The organism is Paenibacillus sp. VT-400, assembly GCF_001029205.1.
Taxonomy (GTDB): Bacteria; Bacillota; Bacilli; order Paenibacillales; family Paenibacillaceae; genus Paenibacillus; species Paenibacillus amylolyticus.
The window spans coordinates 594,945-612,496 of sequence record NZ_LELF01000067.1 but is presented as its reverse complement, the minus strand read 5'-3'; the positions used below and the strand labels follow the sequence as shown (position 1 = coordinate 612,496).

Annotated in this window: 16 protein-coding genes and 2 tRNA genes; 6 read left to right on the top strand and 12 right to left on the bottom strand. The window is 47.6% G+C overall.

What is annotated here, in order from left to right:
* Window positions 1-24: 24 nt before the first annotated feature.
* Entirely contained in the window at window positions 25-696 is a 672-nt protein-coding gene (locus EL84_RS13320) for an MgtC/SapB family protein (protein ID WP_051449621.1), read from the bottom strand.
* Window positions 697-978: 282 nt separating this feature from the next.
* Window positions 979-1,638 (bottom strand): flavin reductase family protein, encoded by a 660-nt coding sequence (locus EL84_RS13315; protein WP_047842020.1) that lies wholly within the window; start codon window positions 1,636-1,638, stop codon window positions 979-981.
* Between the two features lie 106 nt (window positions 1,639-1,744).
* On the opposite strand from EL84_RS13315, the gene EL84_RS13310 reads away from it, so the two are divergent.
* Window positions 1,745-2,443: an ArsR/SmtB family transcription factor gene (locus EL84_RS13310; RefSeq protein WP_047842019.1), complete on the top strand. Its 699-nt coding sequence runs from the start codon at window positions 1,745-1,747 to the stop codon at window positions 2,441-2,443.
* A 220-nt stretch (window positions 2,444-2,663) separates the two neighbouring features.
* Here EL84_RS13310 and EL84_RS13305 read toward each other — a convergent pair.
* The 3 genes from EL84_RS13305 to EL84_RS13295 all read right to left on the bottom strand — a co-directional run bounded on the left by EL84_RS13305 (window position 2,664) and on the right by EL84_RS13295 (window position 3,389).
* Window positions 2,664-2,752, bottom strand: a tRNA-Ser gene (locus EL84_RS13305).
* Window positions 2,753-2,758: 6 nt separating this feature from the next.
* A tRNA-Asn gene (locus EL84_RS13300) sits at window positions 2,759-2,834 on the bottom strand.
* Between the two features lie 93 nt (window positions 2,835-2,927).
* On the bottom strand, window positions 2,928-3,389 hold the full coding sequence (locus EL84_RS13295; protein ID WP_036669054.1) for a SprT family protein: 462 nt from the start codon (window positions 3,387-3,389) through the stop codon (window positions 2,928-2,930).
* A 119-nt stretch (window positions 3,390-3,508) separates the two neighbouring features.
* Here EL84_RS13295 and EL84_RS13290 point away from each other — a divergent pair, with 119 nt between their 5' ends.
* Together EL84_RS13290 and cmpA are read left to right on the top strand one after the other, a co-directional pair.
* Window positions 3,509-3,865: a hypothetical protein gene (locus tag EL84_RS13290; RefSeq protein WP_047842018.1), complete on the top strand. Its 357-nt coding sequence runs from the start codon at window positions 3,509-3,511 to the stop codon at window positions 3,863-3,865.
* 181 nt (window positions 3,866-4,046) lie between these two features.
* The gene (gene cmpA / locus EL84_RS31745) at window positions 4,047-4,190 is read left to right on the top strand and encodes a cortex morphogenetic protein CmpA (RefSeq protein WP_017690033.1); all 144 of its coding nucleotides are present in this window, start codon (window positions 4,047-4,049) and stop codon (window positions 4,188-4,190) included.
* Window positions 4,191-4,370: 180 nt separating this feature from the next.
* On the opposite strand, the gene EL84_RS13285 is transcribed toward cmpA, so the two are convergent.
* The 7 genes from EL84_RS13285 to EL84_RS13255 all read right to left on the bottom strand — a co-directional run bounded on the left by EL84_RS13285 (window position 4,371) and on the right by EL84_RS13255 (window position 15,020).
* Window positions 4,371-6,593, bottom strand: coding sequence for a Tex family protein (locus EL84_RS13285; protein ID WP_036611182.1), 2,223 nt, complete (start codon window positions 6,591-6,593; stop codon window positions 4,371-4,373).
* Window positions 6,594-6,871: 278 nt separating this feature from the next.
* On the bottom strand, window positions 6,872-9,061 hold the full coding sequence (locus tag EL84_RS13280) for an alpha-galactosidase (protein ID WP_047842017.1): 2,190 nt from the start codon (window positions 9,059-9,061) through the stop codon (window positions 6,872-6,874).
* Window positions 9,062-9,295: 234 nt separating this feature from the next.
* Window positions 9,296-9,646 carry a type II toxin-antitoxin system PemK/MazF family toxin gene (locus EL84_RS13275; protein WP_024630714.1) on the bottom strand — a complete coding sequence of 117 codons (351 nt, stop codon included), beginning with the start codon at window positions 9,644-9,646 and terminating at the stop codon, window positions 9,296-9,298.
* Between the two features lie 3 nt (window positions 9,647-9,649).
* The gene (locus tag EL84_RS13270) at window positions 9,650-9,931 is read right to left on the bottom strand and encodes a CopG family ribbon-helix-helix protein (protein WP_017690037.1); all 282 of its coding nucleotides are present in this window, start codon (window positions 9,929-9,931) and stop codon (window positions 9,650-9,652) included.
* Window positions 9,932-10,191: 260 nt separating this feature from the next.
* Entirely contained in the window at window positions 10,192-11,379 is a 1,188-nt protein-coding gene (gene alr / locus EL84_RS13265; protein ID WP_047842016.1) for an alanine racemase, read from the bottom strand.
* Between the two features lie 394 nt (window positions 11,380-11,773).
* On the bottom strand, window positions 11,774-12,973 hold the full coding sequence (locus EL84_RS13260; protein ID WP_047842015.1) for an outer membrane lipoprotein-sorting protein: 1,200 nt from the start codon (window positions 12,971-12,973) through the stop codon (window positions 11,774-11,776).
* A gap of 163 nt (window positions 12,974-13,136) precedes the next feature.
* On the bottom strand, window positions 13,137-15,020 hold the full coding sequence (locus EL84_RS13255) for an ABC transporter substrate-binding protein (RefSeq protein ID WP_047842014.1): 1,884 nt from the start codon (window positions 15,018-15,020) through the stop codon (window positions 13,137-13,139).
* 123 nt (window positions 15,021-15,143) lie between these two features.
* On the opposite strand from EL84_RS13255, the gene EL84_RS13250 reads away from it, so the two are divergent.
* The 3 genes from EL84_RS13250 to EL84_RS13240 all read left to right on the top strand — a co-directional run bounded on the left by EL84_RS13250 (window position 15,144) and on the right by EL84_RS13240 (window position 17,550).
* Entirely contained in the window at window positions 15,144-16,394 is a 1,251-nt protein-coding gene (locus EL84_RS13250; RefSeq protein WP_047842013.1) for an MFS transporter, read from the top strand.
* Window positions 16,395-16,568: 174 nt separating this feature from the next.
* A complete protein-coding gene (locus EL84_RS13245) occupies window positions 16,569-16,778 on the top strand; it encodes a helix-turn-helix transcriptional regulator (protein WP_017690042.1) in 210 nt (69 codons plus the stop codon).
* A 1-nt stretch (window position 16,779) separates the two neighbouring features.
* Window positions 16,780-17,550, top strand: coding sequence for a DUF3169 family protein (locus tag EL84_RS13240; RefSeq protein WP_047842012.1), 771 nt, complete (start codon window positions 16,780-16,782; stop codon window positions 17,548-17,550).
* Window positions 17,551-17,552: the final 2 nt, after the last annotated feature.

The window sequence follows — 17,552 nt, the reverse complement described above, 5'->3', positions numbered from 1 at the left end:
CCTGTTGATCCATGCAGGTTCTCTTCATTTTAACTCCGCAGATCGAACGTGAGGCACGTCCTGTAACAAAATAATCAGTTGCTCGCCCCGGTATGAACCCGGTAGTTGCAATGTGAACTCAAGCACTGTCTCTTCCACGGAGTCTGTGCTTGTTTGCTGTTCTGTCTTAAATCCGATGACTGAGATCTTCTCCTGTCCCAGCAATGCCAAAACAGTCTTCAGGGCCTCTCCCTCATTTTGCAGATGGATGGTTAATGTCTCTGTTCGGGCGGATACCAGCCAGCGTGTGGGTCTATGCAGTAACATCTGTGCCACGACAATAAGCAGTGTCACGCCTCCACCCGTCCAATACAGACCTGAACCGACAGCAAGTCCCATGCCTGCCGTAGCCCATATGCCAGCTGCTGTGGTCAATCCCCTGACCGTGTGCCGCTGTGTGAAGATCATCCCTGCTCCAATGAACCCCACACCACTAACAACTTGTGCAGCGATCCTTGAAGGGTCCAGGGACAGATTGTCCCAGCCAGCCTGATCCTGGAATCCGTATTTCGATACAATCATCATCAGGGCAGCACCAACGGCGACCACAAAATGAGTACGGATTCCCGCTTCTTTCATTCGATTTTTGCGCTCATATCCGATTAGCACACCACATATTCCAGCTATGAGTACACGCATCAAATATTCCACTTCCATGCACATCACCTCTTTCATTATGTATATGCTTACATGAGTCTATCTTTACTATTACCCAATCTTTACATGACTATATAAGTTGAACTAAAGATTATTTACACTGGCACTACGATGACAGAACAACCTTCCAATCGCTGTTATCCCCAGATTTTTTTGATTCCCTCTTCTGAAGGGAAAATCCGGTGATAAAGGCGAGCGCTTCGCTTTTTCAGGTTTTTTCTGTCCTCTCCGTTACGTGTAAATGATTAGTTTAACTTATACAATAAAAAGCCCCCACTTAGGTCAATTCTCTGCCCGGAAATTTTCCCCTTGTCTCTTGCCCAATCCGAAATAATGTCTGAAATTATATATCAGCGGATGCCATTCCTCTGGATTAATTTTGTTCGGTCCAGATATTAGTCTTGTGTGCGCGTGCACCTTCAACGCTTTCACTTCAACAATCGCCATGAACGGTGTATGTTCGGGAATACGTATGTGTTGTACAGCCGCTTCAATCTGGAGCGGACATTCAGTTATTTTATCTGGTGCCACCTGAACCGAGCATTCGGATGTCAGTCCAGCTACAGTGAATTTATCAGGACAATATTCATAGCCCATCTTCCTTTTCTCCTCAGGAACCGGTGTGACTCCCGTATAACGTCCTAATGCCTCAACCTGTTTCCACATGTTCGCATCCGGCAGATTAATTACACACTCCGGGTGTCGACTCAGATTTTCATAGGCTTTGCCCTGTGTCCCAAGACCGAGAACCAGACAATCCCCCAGTGCCCAAGACGAGGATAATGGTGACAGGTTGGTTGATCCATCCTCATTTAATGTGCTTAGCAGCACTACAGGCGTACCATAATATAAAATACTGGGATTAATCGTCTCATGTTGAATCACTTCTGGACTCGCGGACAACTGCTCTGTAGCAAAGTCCTGTTTCGTTATCTTTTTCATCCTGTACCTCTCCTGTTCCATTCCAATGCTTTATAAGCTCAATCTGACCCATATGGGACGATACAACTCGATTGTAATACAGTAATAGTTCAGGTATGATCGAAGTATGAATGTATATCCGAATATTACTGTTATTGCGTCGTTAATCGCTGATCCAAGCCGCGCTATTTTTCTGTCATCCTTACTGGATGGCCGTGCGTTGCCTGCAGGAGAGCTTGCTCATATGGCAAGTGTCACTCCCCAGACGGCAAGCAGCCATCTAGCTAAACTCGTAGAGGGAGGATTACTCGAAGTTGAACAACAAGGGCGCCATCGCTACTACCGTCTTGCAAACAAAGAAATTGCTAATCTGATTGAAAGCATGGCCAGTATTGCTCCGCCTGTACAGATCCGCTCTCTCAAACAATCCGATCAGCTTCAACAACTGAGTCATGCACGGACCTGTTATGGTCATCTGGCCGGGAAATTGGGAATCTCGCTCTGTGAAGCCTTAGTACAAAAGGGGTATCTTTCAGACCCCGAAGAGGCACACAGCAAGGATTATCAAGTTACAGAGAAAGGAATACAGTGGTTCACTACGTTCGGAATTGAACTTCAGATGAAGCCGGGATCACGCCGTGCCATCGCTCGCAAATGTCTGGATTGGAGCGAACGCCGTCATCATCTCTCAGGTATGCTTGGGGAACAACTCAGACATCGGTTAGCGGAACTAGACTGGATTCGTCAAAAAACAGGAAGTCGCTCTGTCGAAGTAACGGAAGCAGGCAAGAAAGGTTTATACGAGATGTTGAGCATTTCACTTTAGGCCGAAGCGTACACCAGGGATAAGCAAAGATGAGAACGCAAAAAATCCCCTTCACACTGACCGTTAACCGGTCTAATGTGAAGAGGATTTTTTGTGCAATCAGAACGGAGAGAGAGGGGTACTCTCACTTCGTTCGAGACTGCGAAGTATTGCTAACGAAGCTTATGCTCCGACGAACCTTTAGGGTTCTCATCCCTTTGCAGAGAAGTTTAATTCAGAACGGAGAGAGAGGGATTCGAACCCTCGCACCGCTTACGCAGTCTAACCCCTTAGCAGAGGGTCCCCTTATAGCCACTTGGGTATCTCTCCAAGAAATGGCTCCCCGAACAGGGCTCGAACCTGTGACAACTCGATTAACAGTCGAGTGCTCTACCAACTGAGCTATCAGGGAAAATTAACTTGAATAAGATTAATCTATCATGATTAATAATCCAAGTCAACATCCCTTCCAGCACTTTCTTTAATACATTGAACGATACGCACATCAGATATTCTGAAGCCCCAGTTTTCCCGCGCAACGACCACAACGATAACGCTTCGGATCTATTTTCCGCTTGCGCAAATATTCCGTACCACAGCTCTTGCACACCAGCTTATAACGATATGGCAGCGGCTTTCTGCCTTTGCCGTCAGGAAGTGATTGGCAGTAACGCGAGCCACCAACCTTCTGTAATAAAGCCTTGAATTCCGGATCACGATGCTGATAGCCGCGCCCACGAATATGCAGATGATAGTGACACAGCTCATGCTTGATGATTTTCTCAACCTCATCTCGCCCATAGGCTTCGAGTTGATGCGGATTGATCTCAATCCGGTGACTTTTCAGCATATAACGCCCCCCCGTCGTGGTCAGGCGACTGTTAAACAACGCTTCATGGGTGAACGGCACTCCGAAATGATCCAGTGATACCTGTTCAATCCATTGTTGCAATTCCTCATTTTCCATCGATATCCTCTCCTTGCACCCCCTCGGAGCATTTGTTTTTCCGGTATAATACTTGAATTTTAACCGTTTCGTAGGCTACACTGTCAAGTAGAATGTATGAGGGGAGATTATTACTCGTTATGCCTACAATGCGCTATGTCATCCTGCAGCAGGAACAACACTTGCAGTTCGTGGAAATGCCCGCAGATTACGCCTATCAACTCAGTGCGCTCAACCTGCGCCTGCACAAGGAAATTGATAAACTCACTGCAGCAGATGTCCCTGTCCTGCCTTGGGCGATCGCCGAATGTGACAGCCTCGATCTCCTAAACGAAAATCTTACTATCATCGGTGGCCTTGATTATATCAATGCGCTTGAAGAATCTTTTGCAGTATTACGTGAAAGCCATTATCCTTTGATTTCTCTCCTTACCGAGATTCGGGCTCTTCAGGCCCAACTGGAACAATGGTATGAAGAAGAGATGGAAGCCCTCTAATTCACCGCTGGTATCATTTTATAATGATGAGAACGAAAGCACATTTCCCTGAATTGGGATTTGTGCTTTTTTTTGAGTGAACAAGATTGATTTGCCGGAGGCCTCCACTTATCCCGCACAGTCCAGGCTATTGCCACATATGCTAACGTACAGATGAATTATGCAAGAGGAGGAGATACCCTTGCCTCAATGGCTTTGCAATCAACTGATGCGTGCATTTCACAAAAAGGACAGCCGGCAAATCAAGTTGCTGAACGAATGCTGGTTCTTTTATCGTAACAAACCAGCAAATGGCACACCACGCAGCGCGGAGAACGAACTTTAAGAGGTTGTTCATAAAAGTCTGCATTGGATTACGAAGGATGGCCCTTTGAACACGCACTTTAAGAAAATGCACATATTGCCCACCGTACTTACTAGAGGAATTAGAACGGATAACGGGACTATTACTGTCGACAACAAACAGCCTTCCTGGTTAGGGAAGGCTGTTCTCCAATCCTACTATTTAAGAAGACTGTTGCGCAGAAGCAGGCTTCTTCATCGTCAGGCCGACACGGCCTTTTTTGGTATCCACACTCATAACCCAGACCGTTACATTATCCCCGACAGACACAACGTCCATCGGATGTTTAACATATCCGTTGCTGAGCTGTGAAATATGGACAAGCCCATCACTCTTGATCCCAATATCAACAAAGGCACCAAAATCAATAACGTTCCGAACCGTACCTTGCAGCTCCATGCCTTCCACCAGATCCTCAATTTTCAATACATCTGTACGGAAGATTGGCAACGGCATTTCTTCACGCGGGTCACGCCCCGGACGCTGCAAGCTGTCCAGAATGTCACGCAATGTAGGCACACCTACGTCCAGTTTCACAGCCAATTGTTCTGGCTGTTGCTCTGACAGTAATACCGACAGTTCCTTGCTGCCCAGCTTGTCCAGTGCAACCTGAAGCTCCTTGAACAGCTGATCCACTACCTTGTAAGACTCAGGGTGAATAGGTGTACGGTCCAGCGGGTTCTCTCCCTCACCAATACGCATAAATCCTACGCACTGTTCATAGGTTTTGGCACCCAGACGTGGCACCTTCTGAAGCTGACGGCGGTTTGTAAACCGGCCATTTTCTTCACGGTACTTCACGATGTTTTTGGCAATCGTAGCATTAACTCCGGCAACATATGACAGTAACGAAGGTGATGCTGTATTCACATCCACACCCACATGGTTAACTGCGGATTCCACGACAGCCTTCAGGCTTTCTTCGAGAATCTTCTGGGAGACGTCATGCTGATATTGACCCACGCCAATGGCTTTTGGATCAATCTTAACCAACTCCGCCAGCGGGTCTTGTACACGACGTGCAATGGAAGCTGCACTGCGCTCCGCAACATCCAGATCCGGGAACTCTTCCTGGGCCAGTTTGGATGCAGAATATACACTCGCGCCTGCTTCGTTAACAATCAGATACACAAGACTTTCATCACCGTTCTCCTGAATGATCTCGGCAACAAACTGCTCCGTCTCACGTGATCCGGTACCATTACCAATGACGATCAGTCCGATATCATATTGCTTGATCATGCGATGGAATACTTCGGCAGCTTCACGTTTCTTGTTGTGTGGTGGCGTTGGGTAGGTCACAGCCACTTCCAGCAGTTTGCCCGTATCATCTACTACAGCCAGTTTACAACCGGTACGATAGGCCGGATCGACACCCAGCACACGTTTGCCATGAATCGGCGGTTGAAGTAACAGGTTACGCAGATTGGCCGAGAATACCGATATGGCCTGATTTTCACCCTTTTCCGTGAGCTCTCCACGAACTTCACGCTCGATGGAAGGCGCAATCAGCCGCTTGTATGCATCTTCAATCACATCACGCAGGATATCCTGCACGGCAGAAGCACCACGAATGATCTGTCCTTCCATATGGCGATGGGCCGGTTCTGCCTGTACGTCCAGGCCGACTTTCAGAATACTCTCACGTTCACCGCGATTAATCGCGAGAATACGGTGTGGAGGCATCTTTTTGGCCAATTCGCGGTAATCATAATAATTCTCGTACACGGACTCCTCTTGAGCATCCTTCGCTTCGGAAGTCAGCATCCCGTGATCCAAGGTGTATCGACGAATCCAGGCACGAATGGCAGCATCATCTGCGATGTTCTCTGCGAGAATATCTTTGGCTCCCTGAAGCGCCGACTCCGCATCTTCTACACCCAGTTCAGCATTGATATATTTCGCAGCTTCCTGGAGTACATCTCCTTGTTTCGGTTGACCCCAGATCCATACAGCAAGGGGCTCAAGACCTTTTTCCTTGGCCACACTGGCACGCGTTTTCCGCTTCTGACGGTAAGGTCGATACAAGTCTTCCACTTCCTGTAGCTTCACAGCTTGCGTAATGGATTGCTTCAGTTCTCCGGTCAGTTTGCCCTGTTCCTCTATAATACGGATGACTTCCAATTTGCGATCCTCAAGATTGCGCAGATAAACAATGCGTTCTTCAATCGATCGCAGCTGGTTCTCATCCAGCTCTCCAGTCATTTCTTTACGGTAGCGGGCGATAAATGGAATCGTATTGCCTTCGTCCAGAAGCTCCGACGTTGTGCGGACCTGCTTCAAGGACAGTGACAGTTCCTTGGCTACCTGTTTGATGATTCGTTCATGGCGTTCTGCCTTTATTGTTTCTTCATTGGGTTCCAGAACCGTTTCCTGTTCAGACAAAATAAATCCCTCTTTCCTTCCTGAATCGTTCGTTACAATCATTTCAGGGCAGCTTTGCTGCTGTAATTACAGTATAGTTGAACCATTTGTTTCTTCCACTCTACCCTATATTATCACAGAATCACGTCCAGATTTCCATCAATCCGCAAGCATACAAGTTCTGACAGAATGATGTCATCCTCCAGCCTTCCCCATTACATCAAAAAAAGACCGAAAAACGTCATCACGACGCTCCCCGGTCCTTCCTTTTTTTTTAAAGCTTTAAATAAAATAGCAATCTAGACGCGCTCGAACCGGAACATTTCGCTCAGATAGTCTCCTGATGTGCTGCCTACCGAAATACCGCCATACATGAGGGCATCGCCGGTAAAGGTCTCTGATCCGCCTTTCAGACGGTAATCCGCATTAGGGTCCAATCCTTTCAGCTTCAGGCGCTGAAGTGGCGCATTGGGCTCAGAGAGCACACGGAAGTAGAATACAACAGCTTCGCTTCCGTCCGGTGCAATAAACATCCACGCCGTCTCATTGCCTTCAAACGGACTGAGCAAACGGCGGAATGTTCCATATTGAACCGTTCCACGAATCTCCTTGTACAGCTCAACCTGGGCTTTCACGATGTCGTTCTCTTCCTCCGTGAATTTTGTCAGGTCCAGCTCGTACCCAAAGTTGCCCGACATCGCAACATGTCCCCGAATCTCAAGCGAAGTGATCCGGTTGACCTGATGATTCGGTACCGCTGAGATATGCGATCCCATCGAACTTACCGGGTATACAAGACTCGTACCGTATTGAATTCGCAGGCGGGATATAGCATCCGTGTTATCACTTGTCCACGTCTGTGGCATGTAATACAGCATACCTGGATCGAAGCGGCCACCACCACCTGAACAGCTTTCGAAGAGAATGTTCGGGAACGCCGAAGTGATTCGTTCCATAACGTCATACAGTCCGAGCATGTAACGATGTGCGGTCTCACGCTGTCTATCTGCCGGAAGCAACGCAGAACCCACTTCCGTCATATTGCGGTTCATGTCCCATTTCACATAAGTGATTGGTGCAGAACCAAGTACGTCTGTTAACATCCGCACAATCTCATCACGTACATCCTGACGAGAGAAGTCGAGTACCAGTTGTTGACGTCCTTCTGTCCGGCGACGATCTGGCACATGCAGACACCAGTCCGGGTGCGCTCGGTACAGCTCACTGTCTGGTGAGATCATCTCAGGCTCAAACCACAATCCGAACTGCATGTCCAAACCTGTTACGCGGTTAGCCAGATCATCCAGTCCCTGTGGCAATTTGTTCTTATCTACAATCCAGTCGCCCAGCGAGGAGTTGTCACTGTCCCGATGTCCAAACCAGCCATCATCCAAGACAAACAGCTCAATACCCAGCTTCTGTCCAGCACGAGCGATCTGTTCAATCTTGTCTGCATTGAATCCAAAGTAGGTTGCTTCCCAGTTATTGACCAGAACCGGACGTTCCGCATTGCGGAACTTACCACGCGCAAGACGCTCCCGATACAATTCGTGGTAGGACTGTGACATGCCGTCCAAACCTGCAGCCGAGTACACCATAACCGTCTCAGGTGTCTGGAACGTTTCTTGCGGCTCCAGCTTCCAGCTGAACTCAAACGGATTGATTCCGAGTGACACACGGGTGGTGTGGAACTGATCCACTTCAGCCTGCGCAGTGAAGCTGCCACTATAGACGAGACTGAATCCGTAAACTTCACCATGGTCTTCATCCGTGCCTGGTGTCATCAGTGCAATAAAAGGATTCTGCTGGTGACTGCTTGAACCGCGACGGCTCTCAATCCCTTGCAGGCCTGACGCAAGCGGTCTGCGAACAATATCACGTTCCCGTGTCCATGCACCTGACAACTGCAACAATTCATAATCTGCATGCGGAAAATCAACAGATGAACTGAGCACACGCGCCACATTCACTGAGGTAGCGCTCTCATTAACGATACGCATGGAGCGTGTAATCGCATTAAATGCCGTAAAGGCTGTATAGGAAAGCTCGATTTTGATACCTGCAACGCGGTCTTCCAACTCAATAACCAGCGTCTCTGCTTCTTCATCGGATTCAACATACGTTGCTGGCAAACCAGTAAGCGCTGTCTTTCCTTTGACCAATCGATGGCCTGTATACGTAAACTCCGAAACCGTCGAGCCATTCTCAAGTTCCAGTTGGATAGCCGGATTACGGAAATCACTTGTGCCATACACGGGTAGTTCCACTGCCAATGTATCAAATGAAATTGTACGGTCCTCTGGTACCGGGTTCGGACTGAAAGATGCTCGTTCTGTACGAACATGCAACCAGCTCAGATCGGTGTCGCGTAATTTTTTGCCATAATACAAATGCACCAAATATCCTGAAGGCAGTACCTGAAATACGTAACTGGCCTCGCGGGTCTGTAAATGAAACTGAAGTTTCTCCTGATTGATGTAAATGCTCATATGTCTCCTCCACCTCTATATATAGGTCTTTCGGTAAACGGTTTCTCAGGTTTCATTATAGCGAAAAGATCGCCAATGTTCTACGCTTTCATCAAGCTTTAATCAAAAGAGCGCATAACAGCCCGAAGGATGTCATACGCTCTTTTGGTTACAGTCTGAATTCAGTGTGTTCCCTTACGGGAACATCCATTGCCAACGGACGGCAGTGCAACGTACAAGACGCTGGTTGCTGCCTTAAAAATCGATTAAACCAAGGCTGATCTGTAAGGCTTCGTTGACCAATTTCATGGTCTCCTCGTCCAGATGGGTAATCTTGTCAGTCAGCCTCTGTTTATCAATCGTCCGTATTTGTTCGAGCAAAATAACCGAGTCCCGGTCAAAGCCGTGTGCCGCCGCATCAATTTCAACATGCGTTGGCAGCTTTGCCTTCTGGATTTGGGCGGTGATAGCCGCCACAATACAAGTTGGACTGAACCGGTTGCCGATATCATTCTGGATCACCAGAACCGGCCTGACTCCACCTTGCTCGGAACCGACAACGGGAGAAAGATCCGCAAAAAAAACGTCACCACGTTTTACGATCAATGTCTACACCCCGCTAACTAAGCGGTCCAGAGTGCTGTCCGCATCTTCCTCCGCATGAAAGGCTTCGGATGCCATGGTCAGATTAATTTTTGCCATCTCCATGTACCCTCGCTGCATCGTTTCACGGATGTAACGTTTCTTACGCTCCGTTAAATACAGCTTCATAGCCTGCCTAATCAATTCGCTGCGGTTGGAATTCTCCAGCGCTACGATGCCATCCACTTCCTGCAAAAGATAATCAGGTAAACTGATCATGATCCGCTTGGTGTTCTGCAAGTTGGCCACCTTTCTTCCACCCCCACAAACCTTTCGCCATTGTGAACCAGTATTACGTTTTCCCAGAACTTTTATACAAAGGAATATATATGCCCCGAGTATATCAAGTATGCTGTACTCCATTATAAACACGGGGAACAATATTCGTACAGACCAAACATCTCAATTCAGGAATTAAATCCTTACCGTCATACATAATTCGAGATGCTCCGACAGTTTTCCTTCTGTTCTGAAAAAAAGTTTATTGGGAATGACGTCCAGTTTACCTGTCAGGATGTCAAAAGTGGATTGATTCTGGCGACTGTTGCTCCCCCGCGGGTATATACCCGCGGAATGCGATGCGCCATCATGCAGATCACTTCATAAGCAATCGTACCGAGCTGAGATGCCACCTCGTCTGCGGTTATTACGCCACCAGACTGATGACCGATGAGGACAACCTCTTCGCCGACTTGAATTTCTTCCGCCTCTTCCGCGAAAGATTGTAACGACACCATACACTGATCCATGCAGATTGTACCGACGACAGGGACGCGGCGGCCGCGTACAAGCACTTGTGCTTTACCTGTCAGCATTCTGGAGAATCCGTCTGCATATCCGATCGGCAGGGTCGCTATTCGTTCGTAACCTTGCGTAAAATAACGGGTTCCGTAACTGATCCCCCAATGGGGTGGCAGTGTTTTGATCAGAACCGCTTTTGTCTTCAGCGTCAATACCGGGGACAGCTTCACCACCTGATGATTCACCTCAGCCGAAGGATACAGTCCGTACAGGCTTATTCCCACACGTACCATGTCATAGGACAATTCCGGTGTATCAATGGCAGCGGCGCTGTTCGCCGTATGTATAATCGGGATGGAACATCCCTGATCCCTGAGCGCATGAACTACGCTTTGGAACCGTCTATACTGCTCCAGTGTATAGGTTTTGTCTTCTTCATCTGCTCTGGCAAAATGGGTAAACATACCTTCCAGCATCACCTGATTGAGCGAAGCTACTTCCTGAATGAAAGCCAATGCCTCATCGCCAGGCAACAGACCTAATCGGCCCATGCCGCTGTCGATTTTAATATGAACCTTCAGTTGGTTAGCGAATGTGCTCGCATCCAGATGTCGAATGGCGTCAAGCACTTCCCTGCTGAACAGTGTGACGGTCACATCATGTTGCCATGCAACAGCGATCCCTTCAGGCGGCGTATATCCCAGTACCAGGATTGGAATCGTAATCCCATGTTGTCGCAGTTCCAGAGCTTCGTCAAGAAAAGCCACACTTAAGTAATCCACACCCACTCGTTCCAGTTCCCTAGCCGTCTCCACCGCTCCATGTCCATAGGCATTGGCCTTCACACAGGCGAGGAATTTCATGCCCTGAGGCAATGCCTCGCGGAAAGCTTCTACGTTAGTACACAAATGATCCAAATTGATCTCCGCTTGGGTCGGCCGATATTGTCCTTGCACGTTAAGTCACCTTCTCTAATCATCTTAATCCGGCTCACGTCAGACTCCATCGTAATGCTCCAGCATGTGACTGTCAAATGAACCGAAGTTTCGCATCCAAAAACAGCTGTAAGTTGCGCCTTTTGAAGAACAAATGCGAACACAGAAGAAGACCGATAAGCGAGATTAGCAGGGCAAAATCCCACTTTTCACCCAAGCAAAATCTGCTTATATCGATTATTTACCCGGTTCCCTCTGCGTAGAAGCGCATTTTGCTTTATTGAGTGTATCGGGTAAGAAAAACAGCGCTAAATGAATACCTTTCTTACATCAAAGCAAAGCACCGGAGAACAGGTCTCCGATGCTTCTTAGCATTCCTTATGTTTATGCTACTATTCGTTCATTTGTTCAAAAATCATTTGCCTGACTCTTCCTGCATCGATGTTGCAATGCGTGCCATTTCGTTCTGAGGCAGGTCGGCACTGGTGATCCGATATTCTATGCCATCTGTCATCCATGTCAGAGTCTTCAATGCATCTCCGCTGATCATCCCCAGTGTGAATCCAAGATCTACTACACTGGATGGAGCAAGTGATACAGCTCGATCCTGTGGTCTGGCTTCGAATATCGTGTAATTATATGTTCCTTCATAACGAAGCATAACCGAATAGTCTCCCGCTTCTTCCAGAATCTGATCGTCCTTGAGCTGCACGCCTTCCGGCGCATAGGTCGGCTGAATCACGCCGAAGCTGTCTGCCCCTTCCGGTTCTGCAAGTGTCGGCTCTTCGCCTTCCTGACCTGTTGCAGCACCCTCTGTACCTTGCTGCTCTGTGTCCCCACCTATACCCGTCTGTCCATCAGTGACAGCTCCGTCAGGTTCCGGCGCAGTCTGAGGATTGGCAGGTTCTTTACCGCCCTCATTACCGGTTTGTTCCACAGGAGTCACAACGGAGTCCGTTCCTGTTTTGCCGCCTTCTTCTGTAGCGGCTGTCATGTTACGTTGCATGTCAAAGGCATCTTTCTCAAACTCAGTCCCGAATTTGAAGGAGTCAAATTTCACATCGACTACAACATTGGCATTGGAGTCGGATACCTCCACCTGTTTAGGTGCATAATCGCTTTTATTCAGCCAGATCTTCTGTCTGACGAGTGCATGTGTATTATAATTGGCAGCTACATCAAATACATAGCTCTCCTTCTCGTCGGCAAACTGACGGGTTGTATCCCCCGTAATGCTCCGAATCAATGTTTCATAGAGATATACCTGTCCTTGATTATCTGGCCAATTGCTCTGAAAACGGAAGCTTTTGTTCTGGCTCGGTGTCAAAACAAACACGCCTTCATCGTTACGCAGTACAATCTGTGTTACATCCTTTTTGGCATTCGTTAACGCAATACGATAATAGGAAGGCTTCTGATGCCATACCTCGACTTTGTACTGCTGCGGCGTATCTCCGGTATGCAGCGTCATCACGCCTGCCCCCTGGTAACTTTCCATCTCTCCTACGACTTCGTTCAGATCTTTGACCACAGCTGCCGCATCCTTCTTCCCGCAGGCGGCAAGCAAGACCGATAAGACCAATACCATGGCAAGCATCCATGATATTCGGCGCATGACATCATCCCCTTTAGCACATGTTTTCACTTCAGGATTGTGCTTGCAGCAGAACCCCTACTTGATTAGTACATGTTATGAGGGACTTGTTCGATATATGCGGACTAGTTTGACAAGCAATCGGTGAAGTCAGTTAATACGGCATTACTACGCTTGCATAGTCCTACCACAACGGAATATACACCGGATAACTCGTATCCTCTTCAGCGGCCCCAGGGCTTCTCTTCACCCACAATCTGCGCAGATCAGGCAGACCATACCCCGCAAGACGATAATCTCGCAACGAATCATGATGGGCGTGTTCTTCCTTGAAGCTGTATGTCGGCAGAAGCAATGCCTCCTGAATCAGTCGATCTTCTAGCCGAATCAATCTATTCAACCGCTCCGCAGGTTCCTGGATCATGACCACTCGTCCACATTCCTGTTCCAGTTCATGTCTCCAGTAATCATTCATAGCAATCAGGAATAACGTGTTCTGGAAGGTGTACATCGTCACGAGACTCAGCACGACATTATCATTGAAGATTTCTCCTGTATAGATCAGATCACAATCCCCAAACCCATCTTGATAGACTGCGTGGACCGGATCTCCCGGCATAATGTTGATATGTAGGCCAATCTGTTTACATCTCTCTGCAAACCAGACCATATCCGTCTCCATCTTCTCGCCTTCTTCCACCCACAGGCTTAAACTCTGCCCTTGATAAGAGCTATGACGCAGTAATGCTGAGGCCCGCGCCAGTGAGGTCTCCACGGAAAGGTCAGATACAGGTGTGACCGAACATTCTATTTGTTCCGATTGCTGTTTCCATGGCTCCCCTTGATCTGAACCCACCTTTAAAGGTTGCTGTACTCGTCCTCGAATCAGACTATAAGCAGCCTGCGTGTTCGTGCTTCCGAGCGCTTGCGACAACTCCTGCGCATTCAATAGCTGTTGAACAGCCCGGCGAAAATTCACATCATGCTGCGGCCCTTCCTTTTGCATATTAAACGTCATATACATGCCACCCTGCATCTCATGCTGCACGGCACGAGGCTCCGCATCCGGAAATATATTATGCTTGATGACGGACTCCACCCTCCCAGAATGGGGAAGTTGCCATATTTCAACGCGGTCAATATAGGCTCGGCCTCGGAAGTAGGAAGGGAATACTTCCAACACAAGCAGCTTGGAATCATGACGTGTCAACCGATAAGGTCCTGTTCCAATCGGATGGAGCGGATTCATCTCCACATCTCTCGGCAAGATCGATGCAGACATACTGCTCATCAGATCCGGGAACATGAAGTTAGGCTTGTTTAACACAAAACGTACAGTCAATTCGTCCAACGTCTCTATGCGCTCAATAGATCCAAACAGAGGCCTGCACGGGTTACTATTGTCAGAGATAATGCGATCAAAGGTAAACTTCACGTCCTCTGAATCCAATATTCTTCCATGATGAAAGGGTATACCTTTGTGCAGATAAAAAGTCCATTCCCTCCCCTCTGAATGACTCTCCCATGCCACAGCCAGACTCGGTTCACAGACCTGGTGTTCAGCATTATAACGAACCAAACGATCAAAAACCTCCGCAACAATAAAAACTTCTCCCCACATGGCCGTCTGCGTGGGATCCAATGTCTTAAAAGGGATATTCCGTGGAATCCGCAATGTATCCACTCGTCCTCTGTCCTCTCCATTCGAACGCAGACCGAATTGATGCTGCATTTGCTGCATCAGATGTTCTCTCATCGTAATTGGCAAGGTGGTGGCCAGTTCATAGGCATCCTCCATCCTGTTCCCATCCAGGAGATGGTCAAACCGTTCACGCGCCACTTCAAGCAACGGGACACAAAATACCAGCATCGATTTTTTGCCTCTTCCGCGCTGCGGGTTCCACCTGACCCATCCATTCTCCTTGAATTTGTTCATAATGAGGTTCATATTGCGCATGGTACAACATAAAAGATCGGCAAGTTCACCTACCGTTGTAAGTACTTCTTGTTCATCATGTACATGTGGAAAGTTTAATCGCAGTTGAATGTAATGTTCTGATACGTCCATAGTTGCCCTACCTTCTGCTAAAATACGAAATCCATCCGGATGCTTCTACAGTTTTTCTTCAGGTTTTCCTCCATTATACTCAGTAACATCAACATGACCAGTGGGAAGGAAGAACAACGATTTATGAAATACGCCGATCTGCACCCGAACATCAGGATACGTATCATTACTGATTTTTTCACCGATCTGACCCAAAAGTCCATCATTCCATTCATGGCGATCTATCAGAGTATTCAGATTGGCGCAGGTTTGGCGGGGTTATTGCTGACGGTCAATATTGTGGCTTCCATGATTGTGGGATTGTGGGCAGGATATTGGTCTGACCGAATTGGACGAAAAAAATTAATGGTGATCGCACAAAGTCTCCAAGTCATGGCTCTACTCGGCTTGGCCATCGCCAATTCGCCGTGGATGGATTCAATCATCGTCACTTGCCTCATGTTTCTGCTCAGCAGTCTCAGTTCAGGGATCACCGTGCCGATTGCTAATGCTATGATTGTCGACGTGAGCAGTGAACATGAACGTCATTATGTATATGGGTTGCAATATTGGACAACAAACGTTGCTGTAACTTTTGGTGCACTGATGGGCGGGCTATTTTTCGAATCATTTCGTTTCCTATTGTTCAGTCTGGTATGCCTTGAAAGCCTAGCTACCTTGTTTATTTTGATCTTTATGATTCGTGAAACAATGGATAAACGCGCATTAGGTTATGGTGATGCTCCCATCCAGAGGAACATACTGAAAACGTACTGGGCGGTCTTTCAGGACAAACGTTTCATGATATTTTTCACGGCCACTGTACTTGCAGTCTCCCTGGAATTTCAGTTGGATAAATACATCGCTGTTCGTCTAAAAAATGAATTCACCGCCCAACTGTTCGGCTCAGATATCTCAGGTCTGCATATGTTCAGCCTGATCATGGTCATCAACACCGTAATGGTTGCCTTGGTTGCCATTCCATTCACCAGATGGATAGGTCGCTTCCAGTCCCGATCTATTATGACTGTTGGTATGCTCCTCTATACCGCAGGTTTCACCGTACTTGCTTTCAGCAACTGGGCCTGGTTACTCATCTCATCCGCTATATTGCTAACCATTGGAGAATTGATGTACGCCCCTGTTCGTCAGGTCATGCTCGCGGGCATGATTCCAGATTCGGACCGTGCTGCCTATATGGCTGCTGACGGGTTGAGTTACAACGCTGCTGCCCTTCTCGGCAGTCTCGGGTTAACCATTGGAGCCTTTCTGCCCTCCTATGCGATGGCTGGTCTGTATATCCTGATGGGGCTTGGAGCGCTCGTCTTTTTCCGAATGTTACTTCGGAGGGCAGAGGAACAAAATCAACATCTGCCGTGTGCAGATGCATCTTGATTTCACTTTTCTGGCAACTTTTCCGACAACAAAATAATCATCCTAGGGAGCCCAACTGGCTCTCTTTTTCATGTCCATGATCAACGTTCAGAAGTAAATTATCTTTAACATTTTGTATATTATAGTTTACATTTAGTCAAATATCATGTACATTAGGTTCATGGAGGTGAGCAAGTGGAAGAATTACACAATCACGTTCGGGAGTTACGAGCCAGAGACCGGCTATCCCAAGCAGAACTGGCCAAACTCATTGGTGCATCCCGTCAAACCATTGCCCTGATTGAGCGTGGAGATTACTCTCCGTCGGTCGTTCTGGCACTAAAAATAGCACATGTATTTCGTGAACCTGTCGAAAAAATCTTTGAACTGAAAGGTGGAGATTAAAATGAAAAATTCATCATCCTCGTCCATTAAAAAGCGGTTGCGTCTTCCCTTGTATGCAGCCGGTGGCGCTGTAGTTGGTTTTCTCGGCGCTAGCGGAGTCAGTAAACTCCCTTCTGACTTGAACTGGACGCTGTCCGTGTATTATGACTATGATCTTTTATTCGCAATCCTGGCGGCTCTTGTGGTAGTTATGACGGTGTGGAACATCTTCAGTCTCTCCCGCACGCCATCTGTCCCTCCCATGGAAAATGACGCTTATGGAGATTCCGATTCACTCATCTCTCCCGCAGAGCGCTCCCTCGGTAAAGCGATGATACTCAGCGGATTCAGCGTTATTCTTACGTTTACCTGGGCAGCACTTGCCTTGTCCTTGTATGCATCCAACCGAACCATGCCGAATTCTCCAGAACTGTTCAACCTCTTGAATTTTGTTGCTTCGTGTATCTCTATTATCATCGTTGTGGTCGTGCAAACTCTGACTGTGAAGCGATACAACCGTTATTATCCTGAGCGCACTCTGGATCTGAACTCGCGCAACATGAAGAAGGATCATTTTGAGAAGCTGGATGAAGGCGAGAAATGGATTGTCTATCGCGCAGCCTATCGTTCTTTTCAGATGATGAATGTACTTCTTGGTGTTGGAATGGTCTCTATGGTTCTATATTCGATGCTCTTTACCTTTGCTCCATTCCCAATTGTGATGCTCTCTGTGATCTGGATTGCCAACATTGGAATCTATTATCGTGAAACCTATCGTGCGAGTAATCAGTAATA

Bases quoted from the DNA above. Each gene is read 5' to 3' on its own strand.
- EL84_RS13320 (WP_051449621.1), bottom strand. From the start codon at position 696: ATGGAAGTGGAATATTTGATGCGTGTACTCATAGCTGGAATATGTGGT.
- EL84_RS13315 (WP_047842020.1), bottom strand. From the start codon at position 1,638: ATGAAAAAGATAACGAAACAGGACTTTGCTACAGAGCAGTTGTCCGCG.
- EL84_RS13310 (WP_047842019.1), top strand. From the start codon at position 1,745: ATGAATGTATATCCGAATATTACTGTTATTGCGTCGTTAATCGCTGAT.
- EL84_RS13295 (WP_036669054.1), bottom strand. From the start codon at position 3,389: ATGGAAAATGAGGAATTGCAACAATGGATTGAACAGGTATCACTGGAT.
- EL84_RS13290 (WP_047842018.1), top strand. From the start codon at position 3,509: ATGCCTACAATGCGCTATGTCATCCTGCAGCAGGAACAACACTTGCAG.
- EL84_RS13280 (WP_047842017.1), bottom strand. From the start codon at position 9,061: ATGAGCATTTACATCAATCAGGAGAAACTTCAGTTTCATTTACAGACC.
- EL84_RS13260 (WP_047842015.1), bottom strand. From the start codon at position 12,973: ATGCGCCGAATATCATGGATGCTTGCCATGGTATTGGTCTTATCGGTC.
- EL84_RS13255 (WP_047842014.1), bottom strand. From the start codon at position 15,020: ATGGACGTATCAGAACATTACATTCAACTGCGATTAAACTTTCCACAT.
- EL84_RS13250 (WP_047842013.1), top strand. From the start codon at position 15,144: ATGAAATACGCCGATCTGCACCCGAACATCAGGATACGTATCATTACT.
- EL84_RS13240 (WP_047842012.1), top strand. From the start codon at position 16,780: ATGAAAAATTCATCATCCTCGTCCATTAAAAAGCGGTTGCGTCTTCCC.